General features: G+C 72.6%; 19 protein-coding genes, 2 pseudogenes and 1 riboswitch. Of the genes and pseudogenes, 3 read left to right on the top strand and 18 right to left on the bottom strand.

The window, feature by feature from the left end:
* Positions 1 to 8 precede the first annotated feature (8 nt).
* From AB0I52_RS23345 to AB0I52_RS23315, 7 genes are all read right to left on the bottom strand, one after another.
* Positions 9 to 281 (bottom strand): phosphoribosyl-ATP diphosphatase, encoded by a 273-nt coding sequence (locus tag AB0I52_RS23345; protein ID WP_018524273.1) that lies wholly within the window; start codon positions 279 to 281, stop codon positions 9 to 11.
* 34 nt (positions 282 to 315) lie between these two features.
* Positions 316 to 801, bottom strand: a complete 486-nt coding sequence (gene ribH, locus AB0I52_RS23340) for a 6,7-dimethyl-8-ribityllumazine synthase (RefSeq protein ID WP_024493156.1) — start codon at positions 799 to 801, stop codon at positions 316 to 318.
* A 58-nt stretch (positions 802 to 859) separates the two neighbouring features.
* Entirely contained in the window at positions 860 to 2,158 is a 1,299-nt protein-coding gene (locus AB0I52_RS23335; protein ID WP_363075521.1) for a bifunctional 3,4-dihydroxy-2-butanone-4-phosphate synthase/GTP cyclohydrolase II, read from the bottom strand.
* Positions 2,155 to 2,799 (bottom strand): nicotinamide mononucleotide transporter family protein, encoded by a 645-nt coding sequence (locus AB0I52_RS23330; protein ID WP_363075519.1) that lies wholly within the window; start codon positions 2,797 to 2,799, stop codon positions 2,155 to 2,157. Before AB0I52_RS23330 ends, AB0I52_RS23335 begins: the two co-directional genes overlap by 4 nt.
* Entirely contained in the window at positions 2,796 to 3,413 is a 618-nt protein-coding gene (locus tag AB0I52_RS23325) for a riboflavin synthase (RefSeq protein ID WP_363075517.1), read from the bottom strand. Before AB0I52_RS23325 ends, AB0I52_RS23330 begins: the two co-directional genes overlap by 4 nt.
* Positions 3,414 to 4,514, bottom strand: coding sequence for a bifunctional diaminohydroxyphosphoribosylaminopyrimidine deaminase/5-amino-6-(5-phosphoribosylamino)uracil reductase RibD (ribD, locus tag AB0I52_RS23320; RefSeq protein ID WP_363075515.1), 1,101 nt, complete (start codon positions 4,512 to 4,514; stop codon positions 3,414 to 3,416).
* Between the two features lie 155 nt (positions 4,515 to 4,669).
* Positions 4,670 to 4,800, bottom strand: a riboswitch (FMN riboswitch).
* Between the two features lie 588 nt (positions 4,801 to 5,388).
* Entirely contained in the window at positions 5,389 to 6,567 is a 1,179-nt protein-coding gene (locus AB0I52_RS23315) for an ROK family transcriptional regulator (protein WP_363075513.1), read from the bottom strand.
* A 155-nt stretch (positions 6,568 to 6,722) separates the two neighbouring features.
* Between AB0I52_RS23315 and AB0I52_RS23310 the strand changes: the two genes are divergently transcribed.
* The 3 genes and pseudogenes from AB0I52_RS23310 to AB0I52_RS23300 all read left to right on the top strand — a co-directional run bounded on the left by AB0I52_RS23310 (position 6,723) and on the right by AB0I52_RS23300 (position 9,696).
* Entirely contained in the window at positions 6,723 to 7,955 is a 1,233-nt protein-coding gene (locus tag AB0I52_RS23310) for an MFS transporter (RefSeq protein WP_363075511.1), read from the top strand.
* 162 nt (positions 7,956 to 8,117) lie between these two features.
* A pseudogene (locus tag AB0I52_RS23305) lies at positions 8,118 to 8,273 on the top strand (nitrate reductase); the annotation flags it as partial.
* 91 nt (positions 8,274 to 8,364) lie between these two features.
* The gene (locus AB0I52_RS23300) at positions 8,365 to 9,696 is read left to right on the top strand and encodes a solute carrier family 23 protein (RefSeq protein WP_363075509.1); all 1,332 of its coding nucleotides are present in this window, start codon (positions 8,365 to 8,367) and stop codon (positions 9,694 to 9,696) included.
* A 74-nt stretch (positions 9,697 to 9,770) separates the two neighbouring features.
* On the opposite strand, the gene AB0I52_RS23295 is transcribed toward AB0I52_RS23300, so the two are convergent.
* From AB0I52_RS23295 to AB0I52_RS23245, 11 genes and pseudogenes are all read right to left on the bottom strand, one after another.
* Positions 9,771 to 10,247: a hypothetical protein gene (locus AB0I52_RS23295; RefSeq protein ID WP_363075507.1), complete on the bottom strand. Its 477-nt coding sequence runs from the start codon at positions 10,245 to 10,247 to the stop codon at positions 9,771 to 9,773.
* Positions 10,244 to 10,972 (bottom strand): 2OG-Fe(II) oxygenase, encoded by a 729-nt coding sequence (locus tag AB0I52_RS23290; protein WP_363075505.1) that lies wholly within the window; start codon positions 10,970 to 10,972, stop codon positions 10,244 to 10,246. Before AB0I52_RS23290 ends, AB0I52_RS23295 begins: the two co-directional genes overlap by 4 nt.
* Positions 10,973 to 10,997: 25 nt before the next feature.
* Positions 10,998 to 11,510, bottom strand: a complete 513-nt coding sequence (locus AB0I52_RS23285; protein ID WP_363075503.1) for a methylated-DNA--[protein]-cysteine S-methyltransferase — start codon at positions 11,508 to 11,510, stop codon at positions 10,998 to 11,000.
* Between the two features lie 100 nt (positions 11,511 to 11,610).
* A complete protein-coding gene (metF, locus tag AB0I52_RS23280; protein WP_363075501.1) occupies positions 11,611 to 12,531 on the bottom strand; it encodes a methylenetetrahydrofolate reductase [NAD(P)H] in 921 nt (306 codons plus the stop codon).
* Positions 12,528 to 13,157: pseudogene (locus AB0I52_RS23275) on the bottom strand (methionine synthase); the annotation flags it as partial. The gene metF and the pseudogene AB0I52_RS23275, both read right to left, overlap by 4 nt.
* A 125-nt stretch (positions 13,158 to 13,282) precedes the next feature.
* The gene (locus AB0I52_RS23270) at positions 13,283 to 14,266 is read right to left on the bottom strand and encodes a carbohydrate kinase family protein (RefSeq protein WP_363075499.1); all 984 of its coding nucleotides are present in this window, start codon (positions 14,264 to 14,266) and stop codon (positions 13,283 to 13,285) included.
* Positions 14,267 to 14,355: 89 nt separating this feature from the next.
* A complete protein-coding gene (gene metK / locus AB0I52_RS23265) occupies positions 14,356 to 15,564 on the bottom strand; it encodes a methionine adenosyltransferase (RefSeq protein WP_363075497.1) in 1,209 nt (402 codons plus the stop codon).
* A 61-nt stretch (positions 15,565 to 15,625) separates the two neighbouring features.
* Positions 15,626 to 17,092, bottom strand: a complete 1,467-nt coding sequence (gene pcaB, locus AB0I52_RS23260) for a 3-carboxy-cis,cis-muconate cycloisomerase (RefSeq protein ID WP_363075495.1) — start codon at positions 17,090 to 17,092, stop codon at positions 15,626 to 15,628.
* Positions 17,089 to 19,065, bottom strand: coding sequence for an FAD/NAD(P)-binding protein (locus AB0I52_RS23255; RefSeq protein ID WP_363075493.1), 1,977 nt, complete (start codon positions 19,063 to 19,065; stop codon positions 17,089 to 17,091). Before AB0I52_RS23255 ends, pcaB begins: the two co-directional genes overlap by 4 nt.
* The gene (locus AB0I52_RS23250) at positions 19,062 to 20,756 is read right to left on the bottom strand and encodes an FAD-dependent monooxygenase (protein WP_363075491.1); all 1,695 of its coding nucleotides are present in this window, start codon (positions 20,754 to 20,756) and stop codon (positions 19,062 to 19,064) included. Before AB0I52_RS23250 ends, AB0I52_RS23255 begins: the two co-directional genes overlap by 4 nt.
* Positions 20,749 to 22,578, bottom strand: a complete 1,830-nt coding sequence (locus AB0I52_RS23245) for an FAD-dependent monooxygenase (RefSeq protein ID WP_363075489.1) — start codon at positions 22,576 to 22,578, stop codon at positions 20,749 to 20,751. The genes AB0I52_RS23250 and AB0I52_RS23245 overlap by 8 nt, the downstream gene beginning before the upstream one ends.
* Positions 22,579 to 22,599: the final 21 nt, after the last annotated feature.

The following is a 22,599-nucleotide window of genomic DNA, read 5'->3' as shown; positions in this document are numbered from 1 at the left end:
ACGCGTGCTCAGAGATGGGCGTAGACGTCGTCGAGCGAGATTCCGCGCGCGACCATCATCACCTGGACGTGGTACAGCAGCTGGGAGATCTCCTCGGCTGCGGCGTCCTTGCTCTCGTGCTCGGCGGCCATCCAGACTTCGGCGGCCTCCTCCACGACCTTCTTGCCGATGGCATGCACTCCCTTGTCCACCAGTTCGGCGGTACGGGAGGTGGAGGGGTCGCCGTTGGCGGCCTTGAGCTGGAGCTCGGCGAAGAGCTCTTCGAAGGTTTTGTTCGCCATGATGTCCCTAGAATACGGGGTCCCCGACCCGCACTCAGCGCCAGGGTTCGCTGACCGAGCGCAGTGTGGTGGCGGTGGCCACGGCGGCGGTGACCGCTTCGTGCCCCTTGTCCTCGTTGGACCCCTCGATGCCCGCCCGGTCGAGTGCCTGCTCCTCCGTGTCGCAGGTGAGGACGCCGAAACCGACCGGCACACCGGTGTCGACCGCGACCTGGGTGAGGCCGTTGGTGACGCCGTGGGACACGTATTCGAAGTGCGGGGTGCCGCCTCGGATGATCACGCCGAGGGCGACGATCGCGTCGTAACCGCGCCCGGCCAGCACCTTGGCGACCACCGGGAGCTCGAAGCTGCCGGGGACCCTCAGCAGGGTCGGCTCGTCGATGCCCAGCTCGTGCAGGGCGCGCAGTGCGCCGTCGACGAGTCCGTCCATGACCTTCTCGTGCCACTGCGCGGCGATGACCGCCACGCGGAGGTCACCGCAGTTGCGTACGGACAGTTCGGGTGCGCCCTTGCCGCTCATGTCTCTCCTACCGCTCGATTCCTCGGGTGACTGCTGGGGACTGCTGGGGACTGCTCGGCTACTGGTTGCCGCAGGTCGACACGGTGGCGGCGTCGAGCCAGGGCAGGTCGTGCCCCATGCGGTCGCGCTTGGTGCGCAGGTACCGCAGATTGTGTTCGCCGGCCTGGACGGGCATCGGTTCCCGTCCGGTGACGGCCAGGCCGTGCCGCAGGATCGCGGCGGTCTTGTCGGGGTTGTTCGTCATCAGGCGCAGGCTGTGGACGCCGAGATCCTTGAGGATCTGGGCGCCTGCCGCGTAGTCCCTGGCGTCGGCCGGCAGGCCGAGCTCCAGATTGGCGTCCAGGGTGTCGACGCCGCGCTCCTGGAGTTCGTACGCGCGCAGCTTGGAGACGAGTCCGATGCCCCGTCCCTCGTGGCCGCGCAGATAGACCACGACGCCGCGGCCCTCGTCCGTGATGCGCCGCATGGAGGTGTGCAGCTGGGGACCGCAGTCGCAGCGCTCGGACTGGAAGATGTCGCCGGTCAGGCACTCGGAGTGGACCCGGACCAGCACGTCGTCGCCGCCCCCGATGTCGCCGTGGACCAGCGCGACGTGCTCGACACCGTCCACGGTGGAGCGGTAGCCGTAGGCGGTGAACGCGCCGAAGTCCGTCGGCAGCCGGACCTCGGCCTCGCGGCGGACGGTCGGCTCGGAGGTGCGCCGGTAGGCGATCAGGTCCTCGATGGAGATGATCGTGAGCCCGTGCTTGCGGGCGAACGGGACCAGTTGGGGAAGGCGCAGCATGACGCCGTCCTCGCCCGCGATCTCGACGATCGCCCCGGCGGGCCGCAGTCCGGCGAGCCGGGCGAGGTCGACGGCCGCCTCGGTGTGGCCGTTGCGCACGAGCACGCCGCCGGGGCGGGCGCGCAGCGGGAAGATGTGGCCGGGGCGCACGAAGTCGCCGGGGCCCGCGGTGCCGCCCGCGAGCATCCGGAGCGTGGTGGCCCGGTCTGCGGCGGAGATGCCGGTGGACACGCCGTGTGCGGCGGCGGCATCGACGGAGACGGTGAAGGCGGTCTTCATCGACTCGGTGTTGTGGTCGACCATCTGCGGGAGTTCGAGCCGTTCCAGCTCGTCGTTCTCCATGGGCGCGCAGATGAGTCCGCGGCACTCGCTCATCATGAAGGCGACGATCTCGGGGGTGGCCTTCTCGGCCGCGATGACGAGGTCGCCCTCGTTCTCGCGGTCCTCGTCGTCGACGACCACGACGGGCCGGCCGGCCGCGATGTCGCGGACGGCCTGCGCCACGGGGTCGAGGGTGAGGTCCTCGTCGGGCACGTGGTGTTCCCGGTGCAACCAGGTGGGCTGGGCAGTCATGCCGTGGCTCCTTCCAGAGCGGGTGTCCGCGTACGCAGCCACCAGTCGCGCATGCCCCACAGGACGAGGGCGCCGTAGACGACGTAGATGAGACCGGAGAAGGCGAGACCGCTGTGGAAGTTGAGCGGTACGCCGACCAGGTCGACGAGGAGCCAGGCGAACCAGAAATCGACCATGCCGCGGGCCTGGGCGAGCATCGCCACGAGCGTGCCGGCGAATATGTACGCGTCCGCCCACGGGCTCCAGGAGAGCGAGGGGAACGCGGTGAACAGGCCGCCGACCGCGAGGGTGCCGACGGCGGCACCGCCGAGCAGGTAGCCGCGCTCGCGCCAGGTGGCGAACCGTACGGCGATGGAGCCGTCCTGGGCCCGCTGCCTGCCCCTGGTCCACTGCTGCCAGCCCCAGACGGCCACGGCGATGACGATGACCTGCTTGCCCACGCTGCCCGCCTGGTGCACGGAGACGTTGGCGGCGACCAGGACGGCGCCGGACAGCAGTTGGGCGGGCCAGGTCCAGATCGAGCGGAGCCAGCCCAGGGTCAGGGCGATCAGACCGATCGTGTTGCCGATCATGTCGGACCAGATGATGTGCTGTCCGAAGACGCTGAACGCCTCCGAGTTCAGCCAGTGCAGGGCGCTCACTTCACCGGCTCCTCGGGCTCCTGCGCGCGGTGGCCGAGCAGCCGCTCGACGTACTTCGCGATGACGTCCACCTCCAGGTTGACCGGGTCGCCGGGCTCCTTGTGGCCGAGCGTGGTCAGGGAGAGGGTGGTGGGGATGAGGCTGACGGTGAAGTAGTCGGGTCCGGCGTCCACAACGGTCAGGCTCACGCCGTCGACGGTGATCGACCCCTTCTCCACCACGTACCGAGTGAGCTCCGCGGGGAGGGAGACCTTCACGATCTCCCAGTTCTCGGAGGCCTCGCGCTCGACGATGCGGCCCGTGCCGTCCACGTGCCCCTGCACGATGTGCCCGCCGAGCCGGCCACCGAGCGCCATGGGCCGCTCCAGGTTGACCCGGGAGCCGGGCCGCAGTGCGCCCAGGCTGGACCGGTTCAGCGTCTCGGCCATCACATCGGCGGTGAACTCCTGCTCGCCGTGGTCGACGACGGTCAGGCACACGCCGTTGACGGCGATCGAGTCGCCGTGCTTGGCGCCCTCGGTGACCACGGGTCCGCGCAGGCGGAATCGGGAGGCGTCGCCGAGGTTCTCGACGGCGGTGACCTCACCCAGCTCTTCGACAATTCCGGTGAACACTCAGTTTCCCTTCGTGGCAGGGCCGGGGACGGCGGTGATGCGCAGATCAGGGCCGGTACGCACGGTCTCGGTCACATGGAGGCGCAACGCCTGGGTGATGGTGGTGATTCCGGCGTCGGCGAGGGCCGCGGGGCCCGCGCCGAGGAGCACGGGGGCGAGGTATCCGACGATCCGGTCGACCGCTCCGGCCGCGACGAAGGCCCCGGCCAGGGTCGGTCCGCCTTCCAGGAGTACGGAGCGGACGCCTCGCCCGTGGAGGGCGGCGAGCAGCGCGGGAAGGTCCAGTCCGGGGCCGGCCGCGGCGCGCGGCAGCCGCAGAACGGCCTCTTCGGGGAGGTGGCGGGCGTCCGCGTCATCGGCGACCGCGATCAGGGTGGGCGCGGTGGTGTCGAGGACCCGGGCGCCGGGCCGCACGGCCGTGGCGGCGGTGTCGACGACGACGCGCAGCGGCTGGACCGCGCCGTCGATGCCCCGGACGCCGAGCTGGGGATCGTCGGTGCGGGCGGTGCCGGAGCCGACCACGACGGCGTCCGCCTCGGCGCGCAGCCGGTGGACGTCGGCGCGGGACTCGGCCGAGGTGATCCAGCGGCTGGTGGCGTCGGCGGCCGCGATCCGGCCGTCCAGGGTCGCCGCGTACTTCCAGGTGACATGGGGCCGGCCCAGGCGCACCGAGGTCAGCCAGGCGGCGTTGCCCTGCTCGGCGTCCTCGGCGAGGAGGCCCTGCTCGGCCTTGACGCCGGCGGCGCGCAGGGTGTCCGCACCGCCGGTGGCCTGCGGGTTCGGGTCGCCGACCGCGTACACGACGCGGGCGATCCCGGCCTCGACGAGCGCCTGGGCGCAGGGGCCGGTGCGTCCGGTGTGGTTACAGGGTTCGAGGGTGACGTAGGCGGTGCCGCCGCGGGCCTTCTCGCCGGCCGCGCGCAGGGCGTGGATCTCGGCGTGCGGCCCTCCGGCGCGCTGGTGGAAGCCCTCACCGGCGGGGCGGCCCGCCGCGTCGAGGACGACGCACCCGACGACCGGGTTGGGGCTGGTGGAGCCGAGACCGCGGGCTGCGAGCGCGATGGCTCGGCGCATTGCGGTGGTGTCGGCTGCGGTGTCCACCGGGTCCTCCTGCCTCTTCGGGCACGGACTCCGGGGCCTGTCGATGACGACAGATGAAGCGGAACGCGGAACGGGGACGCCGAATGCCGGAAAAACGGATGGATCGGTCGCCCGAAAACCATCCGCCGACGGCGGCGTACCCGCGAAACGGCCCGCCGCGCACTGCCTCCCATCCGGACTTTAACCGTCGGTCCAGGAATCCCACCTGGTCAACCGGCCGCTGGTTGCGGACGGGTCGCGGACTATAACCGCCGGTTCGGAATTGCACCGACCCCGGAGTGCGCTGCTGCTGGTACAGGATCAGTGTGCCACGACTCGCCGTGACCCATACGGGTGAACGCTGTGGAGTGGCTCACAGACAGCCTGTGACAAGGGCTGTCTCAGCCATGTTTCCGGTGCCGGGTCGGTGGTGCGGGGTTCCGTCCTCAATCGCCGGACGGGCTGGTTTGTGCGGGTGTCCCCGCCGGGTGCGCGTTACCCGGTGGGTGGGGGTCCGGTGCCCCTCCGGGGCGTCTCCTCGGACGACGAACGTGCGGCCGGAACGGACAGGCACCCGGGTACCTGTTCGTCGTCCTGCGGGGACTCCCCTGCACGGCCCCGGACCCGGCCGTCCCGCGTCTGCGGCAGTCGTCGGGCCGGTGTGCGGACGCGCACGATGCAGGGGTGGGGACGCGCAGGGGAGTCCCCGCAGGAAATGGCGTACGACCCGGGCCCCTCGCGGACCCGGGTGAACACGCCATTTCTGAGGAGACGCCCCGGAGGAGCACCGCCCCCCACCCACCGGGAAAGCGCACCCGGCGGGGCACCCGACGCCACCCAGCCCGTCCGGCGATTGAGGACGGAACCCCGCACCCCGGACCGGGGCAACGCACCCTCACAGCCCCGGCGCGAACAACGCGTCCTGAGCCGCCTCCCGCGCCGCGAGCAACGCGCCGCGCAGGACCGCCGTCCCGCCGAGCAGACCGGCCCTGACCTCGGTGCGCAGCGGGGACATCATGGCCAGGCGTTCCTCGACCCGTGCGGCCAGCGCGTCGCCGCCCGCATGGCCGACCTCGCCCGACAGCAGCACACACCCCGGGTCGAGGACCGAGACGACGGCTGCCGCGCCCAGGGCCAGCCGGTCGGCGAGGGTGCCGAGGAACGCCTCGCTGTCGCCCGTCCCCGCGAGGGCCGAGCGCACGGCGACCGCCGCGCCCGGTTCCTGACCGCCGGCCGGGGCGGCGATGCCGTGGGCGGCCGCCAGCTCGCAGAGCGGCACCGAGCCCACCAGGGAGTGAAACCCGCCGTCGCAGTTGACGGCCGAGGGGATGCCGAGGGTGCCGGGGACCGGCAGGAAGCCGATCTCGCCCGTGCCGCCCGAGGCTCCGCGGCGCAGCTTCCCGTCCAGCATGACGGCCGCCCCCACGCCGTGTCCGAGCCACAGCAGGACGAAGGTGTCGTGGTCGCGGGCCGCGCCGACGCGGTGTTCGGCGACGGCGGCGAGATTGGTCTCGTTCTCGACCAGCACGGTCGCGGGCAGCCGCTGCTGGAGCGCCCGGACCAGGGTGCGGTGCCAGGCCGGCAGACCCGTGGTGTCGCGGAGGTCCCCGGTGACCGGGTCGATCAGGCCGGGGGCACCGATGCCGACGCTGTGCAGCGGCGCGGTGCCCGCCCGGAGCGCGGTGCGTTCCACGAGGCCGACGGCCTGTTCGACGGCGTCGTCGGTGGCGGTCTCGGTGCCGATCGGCAGGGTGGCCTCGGCCAGTGTCGCGCCCAGGAGGTCGGCGACGACCACGGCGACGCTGTCGGTACGTACGTCGAGGGCGGCCAGGTGGGCGCGGTCGGCGACGATCCCGTAGAGCCGGGCGTTGGGCCCGCGGCGCTCGGCCCCGGCCTCGCCGACCACCCGGACCAGGCCCGCCCCCTGAAGCCGTTCGACCAGGTCGGCGACGGTGGGCCGGGAGAGCCCCGTCAAGGTCTTCAGCTGTGTGGCCGTCAGCGGCCCGTCCTGCTGGAGGAGCCGCAGGGCGAGCCGGTCGTTGATGGCCCTGGCGGTGCTCGGTGATGCGGGCATGCCGGGATCCTTCCAGACCGCCGCCGCGGTCGATGCCGGCACGGCCTATTTATCAGGCAGGGTTCCTGATAGTTTACTGCCCGCATCGTGGAGAAGGGCGCCGGGGAGCGTCGGAACCGCGGCATCGGAGAGTTCCCAGGGGAGGGCACGGCGGTATGACGACGGATTCCACGACAACGGTCTTCAGCACGGAGCAGGTGAGGCGCGCCAGGTACGCCGTCGCCTCGGTCTTCGCCGTGCACGGCGCGGTGACGGGCAGCTTCGCCACCCGGGTGCCGTGGATCCAGGACCACGCCGGGGTCAGCGCGGGACAGCTCGGTCTCGCCCTGGCCTTCCCGGCGATCGGCGCCTCGCTCGCGATGCCGCTGGCCGGTGCGGTCAGCCACCGATTCGGCGCCCGGACCGCGCTGCGCGGGCTGCTGGTGCTGTGGACCCTGGCGCTGATCCTGCCCGCCCTGGCCCCCAACCTGTTGACGCTGTGCGGGGCGCTCCTGGTGTACGGGGCGTCGGCGGGCATGTCCGACGTGGCGATGAACGCGCTCGGGGTCGAGGTGGAGAACCGCCTCGACAAGTCGATCATGTCCGGGCTGCACGGGATGTGGAGCGTGGGCGCCCTGATCGGTTCGGCGGCGGGCACGGTGGCCGCCCACCTGGGCGCCGACGCACGACTGCACCACACCATCGCCGCGCTCGTCCTCACGGCACTCGGCCTGATCGCCTGCCGGCGGGTGCTGGATCTGCACAGCGAGCCGGACGCGGAGGCACCGCCGCGCTTCGCCCTGCCGCCCAAGTCGGCCCTGATCATCGGCGCGGTGGGATTCTGCGCGGTGTTCGCGGAGGGCGCCAGCCTGGACTGGTCGGCGATCTACCTCCGGGACGTCCTGGACAGTTCCGCGGGTATGGCGGCCGCGTCGACGACCGCGTTCGCGCTGACCATGGCGGTGGCCCGGATCGCCGGCGACCGGGTCGTCGACCGCTTCGGCGCGGTGCGGACCGTACGGACCGGCGGCGTCCTCGCCACGGCCGGCGGGGTGCTGGTGGTCACCGCGCCCAACGCGGCCCTGGCGATGTGCGGGTTCGGCCTCTTGGGCCTCGGTATCGCCGTGGTCGTGCCGCTCGCCTTCGCGGCGGCGGGGCGCAGCGGACCGAACCCGAGCCAGGCGATCGCGGGTGTCGCGACGATCACCTACACCTCGGGCCTGATCGCCCCGTCTGCGATCGGCTCGCTCGCCGAGGCGACCTCACTGATCGTCTCCTTCGGCCTGGTGTCGGTGCTGGCCTTCGGGCTGGTGCTCGGAGCCGGTGTGCTGCGGGCGGGCGACCGTAAGACGGTGTCGTCCCCGGACGCCGGCGTTCCGGGCACCGCTGCGGCCGAGCCGCGCCCCTGAGCCGTCGGCCCACGGGGCCGGTGAGGAGGACGCCCTGCGCGCGCCCGGATCCCGGCCGCGGGTACACCAGGAACCGGCACTAACATGGCGCTGATCATTTCCGCGGTCTGCGCCGTGCCCCGCGAGGCACCGGTCCTCCGCACCTACCCACAGGGAGCGGCCATGGGCCTCGATGTGCGCCGGACCTTGCACGGCGACGGGAAGACCCCGGCACCGGGAGCCGTGGTCCGTCCGGACGAACGGCTCACCCGGCCCCGTACGTTCGGGCTCGGCGCCCAGCACGTGGTCGCGATGTCCGGGGCGTCCTTCGTCGTGCCGTCACGCCCGTGGTGATCATCGAAGCGGTCGCTGTCTGACCTGGTCGGGCCGAACCTCATCACCACCCGGCAACACATCAAGGAGCAAGACCATGGCGGGCTTCGGCTGGAAGCTGCACGGCGACGGCAAGAGCCTCGCACCGGGCGAGGTCGTACGACCGGATGAGCGGCTCACCTGGGGGCGCACCGCCGGCCTCGGTGCGCAGCACGTGGTCTCCATGATCGGGGCCTGCTTCGTCGCCCCGATCCTGATGGGTCTGGACGCCAACCTGGCCGTCATGGCATCCGGTGTGGCCACCATCCTCTTCCTGCTCATCACCCGTGGCCGTATCCCCAGCTATCTCGGCAGCAGCCTGTCGTTCATCGGCGTGGCCGCCGTCATCAAGACCCAGGGCGGCGACGCGGCAACCCTCACCGGCGCACTCCTGGTCGTCGGCGCGGTCCTCTTCCTCTGCGGGGCGGTCGTTCGTGCCCTGGGCGCCCGCGTCATCCACGCCGTCCTGCCGCCGGTGGTCACCGGCGCGGTGGTCATGCTCATCGGGTTCAACCTGGCTCCCGTCACCGCCGGCACCTACTGGCCCCAGGACCAGTGGACCGCGCTGCTCACGATGCTCTTCACGGGCTTCGCCCTCGTGGTCCTGCGCGGCTTCTGGTCCCGTATCGCGATCTTCCTCGGCCTGGCCTTCGGCTACCTGGTCTCCTGGGTCTTCGACCGCGTCCTCGGCAAGATCCACTCCCCCGCCGGAGGCACCGAATCGGTCGACCACTGGCGCCTCGACCTCTCAGGAGTGGCCAAGGCCGACTGGATCGGCCTTCCCACCTTCCACGCCCCGAGCTTCTCCCTCTCCGCCGTTCTCGTCGCCCTGCCCGTCGTCATCGCGCTCATCGCCGAGAACGCCGGACACGTCAAGGCAGTCGGCGAGATGACCGGCGACCCGCTGGACGACAAGCTCGGCACGGCGATCATGGCCGACGGCGCGGCCACCGTGCTGTCCACGTCCGTCGGCGGCCCCGCCACGACCACGTACGCCGAGAACATCGGCGTCATGGCCGCCACCCGCGTCTACTCGACCGCCGCCTACTGGTGCGCCGCCGGCTTCGCGATCCTGTTCGGACTCTGCCCCAAGTTCGGCGCCGTCGTGGCCGCCATCCCCGGCGGAGTCCTCGGCGGAATCACCGTCATCCTCTACGGCATGATCGGCCTGCTCGGCGCCCAGATCTGGGTCCGGTCCCGCGTCGACCTCTCCAACCCGCTCCACCTCGTACCCGTGGCCGCGGGACTCATCGTGGGAATCGGCAACGTCAGCCTGACGCTCACCGACAACTTCGAGCTCAGCGGCATCGCGCTGGGAACCCTGATCGTCGTCATCGGCTACCACGCCCTTCGGGCCCTGGCGCCTGCTCACATGAAGATCGAGCCGTGAGCGAGCAACGACTGAGCAGGTTCTGAACTGCGAGGAACCACCGGTCACCACGGGTGCCGTACGTGCGGGTGCGTCTACGGGTGCGGGGCGGGATCCGGGTCGGCGTCCAGTTCCAGGGGCGCGAAGGCGAAGGTGCGGTACGGGTCCCAGTCCGTGCTGAGCCTGAGCCTGCGGCTCAACTGGGCCCAGCCGAGCGGGGCTGCGGCGATGACCCACGCGTCCGGGCTCTGCGCCATGAGACGTACGGCGGGCCGCAGCCAGGAGGCCGCCCGCTCCGGCCAGTCCACGACCGCGACGACCGTACCCCCGCCGGCCTGCCACGCGGCGGCAAAAGCCTCTGCCGCCGTCCGTGAGGCCGTGTCCCGGCTGTGCCCCACCGCGACGGTCGAGATGCCGGCGGCAGACGCCGTCAGCACAGCCAGCAGCGAACGGAGTTCGGCCTCGGTGTGCGGAGCGGGCGGTGGCATCCCGGCGTACCGCGCGGCCGACGCCGCGGGCAACAGCGGGGAGCGGGCGAGATCCCGCATCCGCCGTCCCGTCATGCGGGTCATGCGGCATCGTGGAAGACCAGGCCCAGGGCGTGGCGGCGGCCGGAGCGTACGGTGCTGACACCGTGCCGCATACCGCCGGCCGACCAGCCGCGCATGGTGCGGATGGGCCGGTCCCGGGTGGTGAAGATCAGACCGTGCCCCTGCGGCAGCACGGTGACGCTGCCGCGCGACTGGGCCCGGGGCCGCTGTTCGACCAGCAGGAACTCCCCACCGGTGTAGTCCGTCCCGTGGGTGTCGAGACCGACGACCACCTGGAGCGGGAAGAGCATGTCGCCGAAGACGTCGCGGTGCAGGGCGTTCCAGTCGTCCGGCCCGTAGCGGAGCAGGATCTGCGCGGACCGGTCCTGGCCGGCCGCGTGGCACATCTCGATCCACTCCTCCAGCCCGTCGGGCCAGGGAGCCGGCCGCCCGAGCCGCTGCGCCCAGTCACGCGCGACGGTGAGCAGGCGCGGGTACAGCGCTCGCCGCAACTGCCGTACCGGCTCCGGAAGCTCATGGGTGAAGTAGCGGTACTGACCGGAGCCGAAGCGGTGCCGGGCCATGTCGACGGTGGAACGGAATCGGTCGGCGTCGTCGTACAGCCCGGCCAGGGCACGGCACTCGTCAGGGGTGAGCAGCGGCGGGGTCAGGGCGCAGCCCTGGGCGTCGAGCTCGGCGGCCACGGCCGTCCAGTCGGCGGCGGCCACCCTGCGGCGGGCCTCGGTGACGGTGAAAGCGGTACGCATACGGTGCTCCGGGTATGGGTGGGCGTCAGATGAGAACGGGCTGCAGGGCCCCTTCGTGGATCAGGAGGTCCTGCTTGCGGGGGACACCGCCCGCGTAGCCGCGCATCGAGCCGTCGGCCCCGACGACCCGGTGGCACGGCCGCACCACCAGCAGCGGATTGGCCCCGATCGCCGCGCCCACCGCGCGGATCTCCGCGCGCTCGGCACCCAGCTGCTTCGCCAGGTGCCCGTAGGTGGTCGTGGTGCCGTAGGGGATCTCGTCCAGCGCGTCCCAGACGCGTCGCTGGAACGCCGATCCGGTGGGCAGGAACTCCAGGTCGAACGTTTTCACCGCACCCTCGAAGTAGGCCCGGAGCTGGCGCGCCACCTCGGCGAACGCCGCGTCGTCACGCCGCCCGCCGGCCTGGACGGCCGCCCCGCCCTTCTGGCCCGGCATCGACAGGGATGCCAGCGCGACGCCGCCCCTGGCCGTGGCGGACTCCTCGCCCACCAGCAGAAGCTCGCCGAGCGGGCTGCCGATCGTGCTGTGGAGCGTCATGGTCGCGGTCCCTTCGCAGCTGTCCTCACCTCCTCACCATGCACCGGCCGGAACGCCGGGGCTGGCGGGAATCGGACACGGCGTTCGGCATCCGCCGGCCCTATCCGAAGCCGGCGACGGCCGTGGCGCGAGCAACGGGCGGGAGGCCTGCGGACCCGATGACGTTCCAGTGGATCTCCAGTACGGCGGTCGAGTGGTTGAGGGTGATGTAGTGCAGTCCCGGTGCCCCTTCGTCGAGCAGCCGCCGCGCCATGCCGGTCGCGTGGGCGACCCCGATCCGGTGTCCTTCGGCCGGGTCGCCACGGGCCGCGTCGAGCCGGCGGGCCAGGTGCGCGGGGAACGTCGCGTTGCTGAGTTCGGCGAAGCGCCGGATCTGCCGGGCGTCGGTGGCGGGCATGATCTCCGGAATGATCGGGGTGTCGCATCCCGCGGCGGCCACCCGGTCGCGCAGCCGCAGATAGTCGTCCGCGTCGAAGAACATCTGAGTGATGGCGTAGTCGGCGCCGGCCCGGCATTTGTCGACGAAGTGCCGGATGTCGTCGTCCCAGTCCGGCGAACGCGGGTGCCGCTCGGGGAAGGCCGCCACCCCGACGCTGAAGTCGCCCAGGGCCGTGACGAGGCTGACGAGCTCGTGAGCGTACTCAAGCCCTCCGGGGTGGGTGGTCCAGGGGCCGCCGGGGTCGCCCGGCGGGTCACCACGCAGAACGAGGACGTCACGGATACCGGCATCGGCGTAGCGGCCCACGATGTGCCGCAGTTCGGTCGTCGAATGGCCGACCGCGGTGAGGTGGGCGACCGGACGCAGTGTGGTCTCGGAGGCGAGCCGTTCCGTCACCGCGATGGTGCGGTCCCGGGACGATCCTCCGGCACCGTAGGTGACGGACACGAAGGTCGGCGAGAGCGATTCGATCTGCCGGACCGTCCGCCAGAGGGTGCGTTCTCCGGCGTCGGTCCTGGGTGGGAAGAACTCGAAGGAGAAGGAGCGGGTGCCGGTGGCCAGGATGTCGCGCAGGGTGCTCATGAGGGGCCTCCATGAGCGTTGAAGCAGCCGGCTTCGGGGTGGTGGATGACGATCGCGTCGGTGGACTGCTCGGGGTGCAGCCGGAATTCCTCGGAGGGGTTCACTCCGTGCCAGTACTCCGCCCGTGACTCGGTCAACTGCAGTGGAAGACCGGGCAGTTCCATGTAGTCGCGGTGCGCGTCCGCGAAAGTGAAGCGCGTCCGCTCGCCACCGTCCTCACCCAGGATGACCGGATCGTCGCCCTTGGACACACACGGGAAGCACCCGTACACGATCGCCGCTTCCAGCATGTTCTCGGTGTGCAGCCGGTCCATCCGCAACCGCGGCCGGCCCTCGGTCTCCGCCGGCTCCTGGTACGAAGGACCGCTCCCACGGGCCGGCTTCAGCCCCCACCGGCCCTTGAACGACGCGGCCTCGTCGAGCCAGGCCGCGTACTCCTTGAGCGGTGTGCCCTTGATGATCCGCGTTCCCCGGAACGGCGGGGTGGGCACCGGGTTGTCCGTGCCCACGTCCGACCGGGCCGAGCCGCGTTCCTCGTCCGGCTCCTCGAAGGCGTAGCGGACCTCGCCCCCGTGGATCTCCTGCAGGTCCTGCTCGACATGGGCGCGGGTCGGCGCGGCGCCACCGCGCGGCCGGTCCGGCGTGGCGAAACCGTCCGGCACCTCCCGCGCCTGCGGCATCGTGCCCGTCGCACCGTCGCCCGCCACCACCCGCGTGGCCAACGCCGTCCGGAGGTCCCGCCCTCGGGCGGTCATGACGGCCCCGCGAGGACCGGCTCGATCTCGGTCGCGGAGGCCGGGCCGTAGGTGCGCTCGATCCGGTGCAGGAGTTCGGCGGGAACGAGCTTGTACTCCTGGGGGCCGACCGATTCGAGTACCGCTGTGGCGAGTGCGCAGCCGAGCCGGGCCGCCGCTTCGAGGGACAGTCCGGCGCCGGTGCCGGCCAGGAAGCCGGCCCGGAAGCCGTCGCCCACGCCGGTGGGGTCGACCGGGGCCGGGGTGGGTACCGCGGGGACGTTCAGCGGGGGCCGGCCCTCCCGCGCGATGACCACGCCGCCGGGGCCCAGGGTGGTGATCCAGGTGCCGGACCTGTGGAGGATGCCGTCCGCGCTCCAGCCGGTTCGTTCCTGGAGCAGCGCCGCCTCGTACTCGTTGGTGAACAGGTAGGTGGCGCCCTCCACCAGACGCCGCGTCTGGTCGCTGTCGAGCCGGGCGAGCTGCTGCGAGGGGTCGGCGGCGAACGGCAGGCCGAGGAGCCGGCACTCGTCGGTGTGGCGCAGCATGGCGTCGATGTCGTTGGCCGCGATCACGACGAGCCCGGGGAACTCACCGTGTTCGGCGATCGAGGCGAGGCCGATGTGCTTCGCCTCTGACATGGCGCCGGCGTAGAACGTCGCGATCTGGTTCTGGTCGGCGTCGGTGGTGCACACGAACCGTGCGGTGTGCAGGGTGGCGCTGACGCGGACGGATCCGGTGTCCACCCCGGTCTCCCGGAGCCATGCGTCGTAGTCGGTGAAGTCCTTGCCCGCCGCGCCGGCGAGCACGGGCCGCAGGCCCAGCCGGGCCAGGCCCACGGCGATGTTGGCGGCGACTCCCCCGCGCCGCACCTCCAGCGTGTCGGCGAGGAACGACAGCGAGACCCGGTCGAGGTGCTCGGGGATCAGCTGGTCCGCGAAACGTCCGGGGAAGACCATCAGGTGGTCGGTGGCGATCGATCCGGTGACGGCGATACGCACGACGTCATCTCCTCATCCTGTGTCGGGGGCGTCCTGTGCCGGGGTACCTGTCGCTCGGGTGCCGGGGGGCGGGGGCCCGTCGCCCGCCGTCAGAGGCCGACGGCCTGGCGCAGGGCCTGGACGCGGTCGGTGTGCTCCCAGGTGAAGTCGGGGTGCTCCCGGCCGAAGTGGCCGTACGTGGCGGTCTGGGCGTAGATCGGACGCAGCAGGTTCAGGTCGCGGATGATGGCGGCCGGGCGAAGGTCGAAGACGGCGGCGATGGCGTGCTCGATCCGGTCGACGGCGACCTTGGCGGTGCCGAAGGTCTCGACGAACAGGCCCACGGGTTCGGCCTTGCCGATCGCGTAGGCGATCTGGACCTCGCAGCGCTCCGCGAGACCGGAGGCGACGACGGTCTTCGCGACCCAGCGCATCGCGTAGGCGGCCGAACGGTCCACCTTGGACGGGTCCTTGCCGGAGAACGCGCCGCCGCCGTGCCGGGCCATCCCGCCGTACGTGTCGATGATGATCTTCCGGCCGGTGAGTCCGGCGTCGCCCATCGGGCCGCCGATCTCGAAGCGTCCGGTCGGGTTGACGAGCAGCCGGTGGCCCTCGGTGTCGAGCTTGATGCCGTCCTGCGCGAGTTCGGCCAGTACGTGGTCGACGACGTACTCGCGGATGTCCGGGGTCAGCAGGCCGTCCAGGCTGATGTCGGCGGCGTGCTGCGAGGAGACGACGACGGTGTCGAGGCGTACCGGCCGGCTGCCCCGGTACTCGATGGTGACCTGAGTCTTGCCGTCGGGGCGCAGATAGGGGATCGAGCCGTCCCTGCGGGCCTGGGAGAGGCGGCGGGAGAGCCGGTGGGCGAGTTCGATCGGCAGCGGCATCAGGTTGGGCGTCTCGTCGGTGGCGTAACCGAACATCAGGCCCTGGTCACCCGCGCCCTGCTGGTCGAGTTCCCCGCCCTCACCGCCGGTGCGGTGTTCGTAGGCGTTGTCGACGCCCTGGGCGATGTCGGGCGACTGGGTGCCGAGGGAGACCGAGACGCCGCAGGAGGCGCCGTCGAATCCCTTCGATGAGGAGTCGTAGCCGATCTCGAGGATCTTGTTGCGTACGAGCTGGTCGATGGGCACGTAGGCGGACGTGGTCACCTCGCCCGCGATGTGCACCTGGCCGGTGGCGATCAGGGTCTCCACGGCGACCCGGGCGGCCGGGTCCTCCTTCAGCAGGGCGTCCAGGATCGTGTCGCTGATCTGGTCGGCGATCTTGTCGGGGTGTCCCTCGGTGACGGACTCCGAGGTGAACAGGCGTGTCGACATCAGCAGGGTCCTTCGCTCGGCGGGTGGTCGATTCGGTGTCGGCCGGGGTGGTTTCGGCGCTTCACGGGGTCGGTTCGGCGTCGGATGTCCTCGGCCGCACGCCGGACGCGGTCTCTTCGGTGGCGAACGGGGACGGCGCGGCCAGGGCCCGGTCGACGAGCGCTTCGGCGGCGCCGGTGTAGGCCGTGGGGTCGAGCAGCTTCTCCAGGGTCGGGCCGTCGAGGCAGCGGACGACGTCCGGGTGTGCGCGCAGGACCTCGGACAGCGGCCGTCCCTCCCGGACCGCGGTCTGGGAGGCGTCGGTGAGCAGTTCCCTGGCGCCGGCCCGGCCCAGGTGCGGGGCCAGGACCGCCGCCAGCCGCTCGGTCACCACCTGGCTGCCGGTGCGCGCCAGGTTCGCGCGCATCCGGCCGGGGCTGACGACCAGCCCGGCGGCGAGTTCGGCGGCCGTGTGGGCGGCGCCGCCGGTCAGCCGCAGGCATTCGCGCAGCAGCAGCCACTCGGCATGCCAGGGGCCGGCGGAGCGTTCGTCCTCGGAGATCAGGCACTGGGTCAGTCCGGTGGCCAGCAAGGGGACTTGCAGGGCCGCGCTGCGGATCAGGGTGGCGAGCACGGGGTTGCGCTTGTGGGGCATCGCCGAGGAGCTGCCGCGCCCGGCGACGGCGGGTTCCGTGACCTCGCCGATCTCGGTCCTGGTCAGCACCTGGACATCGGCGGCGATCTTCCCCAGCGCCCCGGCGGTGAAGGCCAGGGCCGCCGCCACGTCCGCGACGGGGGTGCGCAGCGCGTGCCAGGGCAGCACCGGGCGGGCCAGCGAGGTCTCGGCGGCGAACCGGTCGACGAGCAGGTCGAGATAGCGGTCGGGGTCGTCCGGCGGGCCGTCGGGCGTCGCGTACTCCAGGTAGCCGGCCAGGGTGCCGGCCGCGCCGCCGAGCGAGACCGGCAGCGTCCGCTCCACGGCGCGCAGCCGGGCTCCGGCGTCCAGGACCAGCGCCCGCCATCCGGCGGCCTTGAGGCCGAAGGTGGTGGGCACCGCGTGCAGGGCCAGGGTCCGGCCCGCCATGACGGTGCTCCGGTGCCGTCCGGCGAGGCCGGCCAGGTCCGCGGCGGTCCGCTCCAGGTCGGCGCCGATCAGCCGCAGCGCGTCGCGGCACACCAGCATGACGCCGGTGTCCAGCACGTCCTGGCTGGTCGATCCCCGGTGGACGAACTCGGCCGCGGCGGGGTCGGTGGCCGCGACCGCCGCGGTGAGGGCCCGGACGAGACCGACGACGGGGTTGGCGGTCTCCCGGCAGGCCAGGGCCAGGGAGCGCAGGTCCATCCGCTCGGCGCGGGCAGCACGGGTGATCACCTCGGCCGCCGCGGCGGGCATCGTCCCCAGCGCCGCCTGGGCGCGGGCCAGCGCCGCTTCCGCGTCGAGCATCGCCTGGAGCCAGGCGCGGTCGCAGACCGCCTCCTCGACGGGGACGCCGGCCCGGACCGGTGACAGCAGCCCGCTGTCGGTCCCGCCGTCGAAGCCCGCACTCATGACGCCACCTCCGCCAGGCCGCCGTCGTGGCGGCCGGCGGCCGACCAGGCCCGTGCGGGGACGATCGCCAGGACCGCACGCGCGATGGCGTCGGAGTCGCCGAGGGTCACCGAGTTGACGCCGGGCCGGATGCCGGCCGCCGTCACCCAGTGGACGGCTTCGGTGGGGACGCCGTACGCGAAGCGGCGGGGGTGCGTGCGGCCGTGGACGTCCACCGTCCGGTAGGGGCGTTCCGTGATCGCCAGGCCGCCGGTTTCGTACTCGGTGCCGCAGCTTCCCTCCAGCCGGTACGGGACCGCCTGTCCGCTGGCGAGCAGCTGGCGCAGCAGGGCGTCCCCGGTGCGTCGGAGGTTGGGTTCCGGCAGCCGGGCCTCGATGAGGACGGTGGAGCGGACGGGTTCCGTGTCGAGGGTCTTGGAGACGGCCACGAACGCGGGGCGGCTGCCGGTGTCGATGCCGATCTCCAGGTCCGGACCGATGATCTCCACCACGTCGGCCTCGATCAGGGCCCGCAGTTCCTCGATGCGGGAGACGGGCGGGCCGATGGACAGATAGGCGTTGAGCGGGGTGTACCAGCCCTGGAGGTCGTCACGGTAGGAATTGCCCTCCAGGCCGCCGTGGTCGACCGCCAGCCGGATCTCGTTGCGCAGATCCCGCAGGACGTCCAGGGCCGCCTTGAGCGGTCCGCTGAGGTTGCCGGCCCGAGCGTCGCGCACGTCCTGTGCCAGGTGGTCGAGCAGCCAGTCGCGGAAGGTGTGGCGGTCCTCGAACCGGCGCTGTGCGAGCGGGCGGGAGAGGGCCTTCCAGTTCCAGCGGTCGGGTTCGGCGATACCGAAGTCGTCGAGCAGCAGCCGTTCGCCCTCACCGGCCGGCGCCGCCAGGTAGCGGGGGACGAATCCCCGGGCGGCGGAGGCCCGGCCACGCGCGGTCAGCAGCGTCTCGTAGTAGACGCTCTCGACCTCCTTGGCGATCAGCGGCCACAGGTCCGTCCCGAAGTGGACGCGCTCGGCGCCGACGGCGCGGCGGCGCAGCCCGCCGATCGTCAGCGGGGTGAGCACGCGCGGAACATGCCGTCCGTGCGCGCCCTTCTCGTTCTCGCCGCGTGCGTGGTACGGGATGCCGCGCCGTGAGCCGGCCCGGATGTGCGGCTCCTGTCCCGAGGCGTGGTAGACGAGGGTGCCGTCGTCCCGGCGTTCGAAGGTGCCGCCGCGGCCGCGGGTGAGCAGTGCCATCTGATCGAAGAAGTTCAGCCCCAGGCCCCGGACCAGTACGGTCTGGCCGGCCTTGACGGCGCACAGGTCGAGGTCGGCGGGGTTGGCCGGGCCCTGGTACGTCAGCCCGTGGGCGGAGGCGGCGCGGGCCCACTCCTCCTCGCGTGCGGTGGGGCGGGACGGCAGGTGTCCCTGGGCGAGGACGACGGCGTCCAGGTGCGGCAGCCGGGTGCCGTCGGCCAGGGTGAGGGTCTGCGGGCCGCCGGGGACGCCGCCGGTGTCCATCAGCGCCACGGCCCGCGTGCGGTGTTCGCGCAGGGTGCAGTGGTCCGGCGCCCGGTCCCGCACCTGCTGGTAGACGTCCGCGAGGTAGCGGCCGTAGAAGGCCCTGGTGGGGTAGGAGTCGGGGGCGAGGTCGCGGGCCTCGGCCCGGGTGCGGTCGTCGTACCGGTCCGTACTGCCGCCCAGGACGGCGGACCTGGCCCATTCGTACAGGCTGGGGCCGTGTTCCACGGGCCCGTCCATCTCGACGCTGTCGTCCGTGAAGGCGGTGACCTGCGAGGCGACGGTGTTCATCAGCAGCAGCGCGGACTGCGTGGTCCGCCAGACCCGCCCGGGGCCGGGCGGGAAGGGGTCGACGACGTGGATGACGACGGACCGGTGGGACGGCCGGGCGCGTTCGTTGGCACAGAGCCGTTCCAGGACCGACAGTCCGCGCGGCCCCGCGCCCACCACACAGATTTCCAGGTCTCGTGCGGTCATGTCCGTCTCCCGGTCAGGGCCAGTCCGGCCCCGGTCACCCGTGCCACGAGGTCGCCCGGGTCGGTGGGCAGTTGGTTTCCGCGCCAGGCCACGTGCTGGTCCGGCCGGATGAGGACCAGGTCCCGTTCGTAGAGGTCACGGGCGGGCCGGTCATCGACGTCCAGGATCTGCAGGGGCATGCCGTGCGCCTGGGCCGCCGCGAGCAGCGGTTTGCCGCTCGGTGGTTCCGGGCCCAGCCGCAGCAGGGTGAAGCCGGGGGTGAGGCGGTCGAACAGGGAGCTGCCCCGGCCGTGCCAGTCGTCCAGCCACAGGTGGGGGGCGCGGCCGCCGGGGACGCTCGTCGGGAGGTACATGCCCCAGGGGTCGCCCGGGATCTCGGCGTCCGCGTCGGGGACGACGATCGGTGATCCGTCGTAGCGGACGCCGAGTTGGATCCCGATCGCGTCGGTGCGCCGGCCGTGGCAGCTCAGGAGGCCCCCCACCCGGTCGCGGGCCTCGACGCCCACGGGGGTGTCGGCGTCCAGGGCCGTGGGGCGCTCGATCTGCGCCATCGAGGCGTGGAGTTCACGCGCGGCCGCGGTGTTGCGCAGGGCGATCGGCCGGCGTTCGCTACCGTACGTCGCCAGCAGGCCGGGGCCGCCCCAGCCCTGGAGGACGGCGGCGAGCTTCCAGGCGAGGTTGGCGGCGCCGTCGACCCCGGTGTTCAGGCCGAACCCGCTGTCCGGGGTGAACAGATGGGCGGAGTCGCCCGCCAGCAGGACCCGTCCCTTGACGAACCGCTCCGCCACCAGCTCCGCGCCCGGCACCCGGGAGCTGTGGCTGAGCACCTCGACGGGCAGGTCGGTGCCCGCCGCGCACCGGACGAGGTCGGTGAGCCGGGCCGCGTCGGCGGTGTCGGGGTCCACCGAACCGGTCAGCAGGAAGAACTCGTCCTCGCCGTTGAGCGCGATCAGGTTCACCACGAGGTCGGCGTTCACCGCCCAGTAGCTCCAGGCGGGCTGTCCGCTGAGCACCTCGCGGTGGAAGGTGGGCAGGCGCAGGTGCGCGGCTGTCGCCCGGTGCCCGGTGTCCGCCCGGCCGGGGGCACCGGTGGCGGGTCCTTCGTAGCGGATGCCCAGCTCCTGCTGGACGAAGCCGGGTCCCGCGTCGCTGACGACGGCGTACCGCGCGGTCCACTCCTCGTCGGGGCGGCCCGGGTGCCCGGCGCGGACGCGCACCTGCCCGGCGTCCTGGTCCAGCCCGGTGATCTGCCGGCCGCCGAGCAGAGTGATGTTGGGGCGGGTCCTGGCGTGTTCGCAGAGGAGGTCCCCGACGGACGCCTGGTCGGCGCGGTGGGCCGGCTCGGGGAGCTGGTCGGTACGGGGCGCCGCCGCGACCTGCCGCAGCCGCTGGGTCAGGGCGGGCTGCGGCAGCCGGGACAGTTCAGGGCTGTTGTACCGGGTGAAGTAGGCGATGTCGGTGGGGTGGCCGGCGGCCGGTCCGAGCCGCCGGATCGGGCCGGAGACGCCCAGCCGCCGGTAGTGCTCCATCGTCCGCGCGTCGTGGAGGGTGCCGCGCGGCTCGTCGCACCGGGGCCGGCCGGTGCCGAAGACGGTGCTGGGGATGCCGTGGTGGTCGAGGAAGAGGGCGAGCATCAGTGCGACCGGTCCGCCGCCTGCGATGGCGACGGGGGTCCGCAGCGGTTCACACATCCCGCCCTCCCGCTCGTAACGCACCGCGCGCCAGCGCGACGTCGAGCGCCGCCCCCAGAGCCGCGGCGGGCCGCGGCTGCCCCGTCAGCCAGCGCATCGCGACATAGCCGTCCGGGCGGACCAGGACCGCTCCTTCGTCGTCGTGGCCGCGCAGCTCCGTCCAGGCGCCGTCGTCGTCCCGGGGTGCGTCACCGGTCCCGACGGCGTACGCGGTGACCTGGACACCGCAGGTCTGCGCCAGTTCGCCGGCGGCCGCGAGCCAGGGGGCGCCCGCGGAGCCGGCGAGCAGCAGGAACGAGCCGCAGCCGGCGTGCAGGTGGTGGGTGGAGACGCGCTGCCCGCCGTGCCGCAGCCAGGCGTGCGGCAGCCGGGACCCGGGGCGGGCGTCCTGCACGTGGTCGAGGCCGAGCGGGTCCTGTCCGGGACGCTCGGTGCCGTCGTCGCCGACGAAGCCGGCGTCGGCGTAGTCGTACCCCATCTCCAGGCCCAGGTGCTCGGTGGTGATCCGGTTGGTGGCGAAGTACTCGCGCTGCACGGCCCGCCGGGTCGCGCCGTCCGGGGTGTCGGAGAACAGCGCCGTCAGCTGAGCGCGGTTCCACTCCGGCCGGGCGCCCTGCACCACCCCGGTGCCCGAGGTGAACGCGATCTGGTTGAACAGCGAGTACAGCGCCCGCTCGACGACCCGTTCGGCCACCGGGCGGCGCTCCGCCTCGTAGCTGTCGAGCAGCGCGGGGCCGGCCTGCCCGCCGAGGACGTGGGCGAGTTTCCAGGCCAGGTTGTGGGCGTCCTGGACACCGGTGTTGAGGCCGAGGGCGCCGGACGGCGGATGGCGGTGGGCGGCGTCCCCCACGAGGAAGACCCGGCCGGAGCGGAAGCGCTCGGCGACAGTGCCCTCCACCGGCCAGCGGCTGACGCTGCGGACGTCCATGGCGTGGTCGTCGGGGAGTTTCAGGGTACGGCGCACCATCTTGACGATCGTGTCGTCGTCGAGTGCGGCGGCGCCCGGCGGCCGGGAGAACATCAGCGTCCACTCCTCGGAGTGCCGCCCCCAGCGGCGCGGTCCCATGGGCACCACTCCGCAGTGCTCCAGCGCCCCGTCGTCCGACAGGCTCGACACGCGGTTGACGACGGCGTCGTCGTACGGGATGAACTCCGAGAAGTCGGCGCGCACATGGAGGTTGATCCACTCCAGGAACGTCGGCGTGCCCGCCATGCGGATGCCGCGCAGCCGGCTGACGGTCTTGCCGCCGTCGGCCGCGACGACGTACCCGGCCCGCACCCGGAAGGTCCGGTCGGCCGTGCGGTCCAGCACGGTGGCCGTGACCCCGTCCTCGTCCTCCCGGAGTCCGACCAGCTCGTGGTGGAAGAGCAGCTGCCCGGGGGCCCGTTCCTCGGCGTGCCGGCGCAGCAGCGGCTCCAGCCACCGCTGGCCGAGGTTGGCGTGCGGGTAGGCGGAGGCGCGGGCGTAGCGTTCGGCCAGTTCGCCGCCGCCGTACGCGCTGGTCCGGTAGAGCACCTTGCGGTCGTAGGGCTCGTTCCCGCCGAGGCTGGACAGCCACACCATCGCCCCGCAGTTCTCCTGCGGCGCGCCTTCGCGGTAGATGTCACCGGCCACGCCCAGCTGCCCGAAGACCTCCATGGTGCGGGCGTTGAGGATGTGCGCCTTGGGCAGCGTCGAGGTGCCGGGGTGGCGTTCGACGAGCAGGGAGCCGACTCCCAGCCCTGACAGGGCCAGGGAGGCGGTGAGCCCCGACCCGCCGCCACCCACGATGAGTACGGGGATGTTCCGGTCGGCCGGATCGGGTCGACGGGATGAGTTCATCACGCTTCCTTCGGTTCACGT

Origin of the sequence: Streptomyces sp. NPDC050423 (genome assembly GCF_040655445.1) — a bacterium.
GTDB lineage: Bacteria > Actinomycetota > Actinomycetes > Streptomycetales > Streptomycetaceae > Streptomyces.
This window is presented reverse-complemented; position numbering and strand designations above follow the sequence as displayed.

Bases quoted from the DNA above. Each gene is read 5' to 3' on its own strand.
- AB0I52_RS23345 (WP_018524273.1), bottom strand. From the start codon at position 281: ATGGCGAACAAAACCTTCGAAGAGCTCTTCGCCGAGCTCCAGCTCAAG.
- ribH (WP_024493156.1), bottom strand. From the start codon at position 801: ATGAGCGGCAAGGGCGCACCCGAACTGTCCGTACGCAACTGCGGTGAC.
- AB0I52_RS23335 (WP_363075521.1), bottom strand. From the start codon at position 2,158: ATGACTGCCCAGCCCACCTGGTTGCACCGGGAACACCACGTGCCCGAC.
- AB0I52_RS23315 (WP_363075513.1), bottom strand. From the start codon at position 6,567: ATGCCCGCATCACCGAGCACCGCCAGGGCCATCAACGACCGGCTCGCC.
- AB0I52_RS23310 (WP_363075511.1), top strand. From the start codon at position 6,723: ATGACGACGGATTCCACGACAACGGTCTTCAGCACGGAGCAGGTGAGG.
- AB0I52_RS23300 (WP_363075509.1), top strand. From the start codon at position 8,365: ATGGCGGGCTTCGGCTGGAAGCTGCACGGCGACGGCAAGAGCCTCGCA.
- AB0I52_RS23295 (WP_363075507.1), bottom strand. From the start codon at position 10,247: ATGACCCGCATGACGGGACGGCGGATGCGGGATCTCGCCCGCTCCCCG.
- AB0I52_RS23290 (WP_363075505.1), bottom strand. From the start codon at position 10,972: ATGCGTACCGCTTTCACCGTCACCGAGGCCCGCCGCAGGGTGGCCGCC.
- AB0I52_RS23285 (WP_363075503.1), bottom strand. From the start codon at position 11,510: ATGACGCTCCACAGCACGATCGGCAGCCCGCTCGGCGAGCTTCTGCTG.
- metF (WP_363075501.1), bottom strand. From the start codon at position 12,531: ATGAGCACCCTGCGCGACATCCTGGCCACCGGCACCCGCTCCTTCTCC.
- metK (WP_363075497.1), bottom strand. From the start codon at position 15,564: ATGTCGACACGCCTGTTCACCTCGGAGTCCGTCACCGAGGGACACCCC.
- pcaB (WP_363075495.1), bottom strand. From the start codon at position 17,092: ATGAGTGCGGGCTTCGACGGCGGGACCGACAGCGGGCTGCTGTCACCG.
- AB0I52_RS23255 (WP_363075493.1), bottom strand. From the start codon at position 19,065: ATGACCGCACGAGACCTGGAAATCTGTGTGGTGGGCGCGGGGCCGCGC.
- AB0I52_RS23250 (WP_363075491.1), bottom strand. From the start codon at position 20,756: ATGTGTGAACCGCTGCGGACCCCCGTCGCCATCGCAGGCGGCGGACCG.
- AB0I52_RS23245 (WP_363075489.1), bottom strand. From the start codon at position 22,578: ATGAACTCATCCCGTCGACCCGATCCGGCCGACCGGAACATCCCCGTA.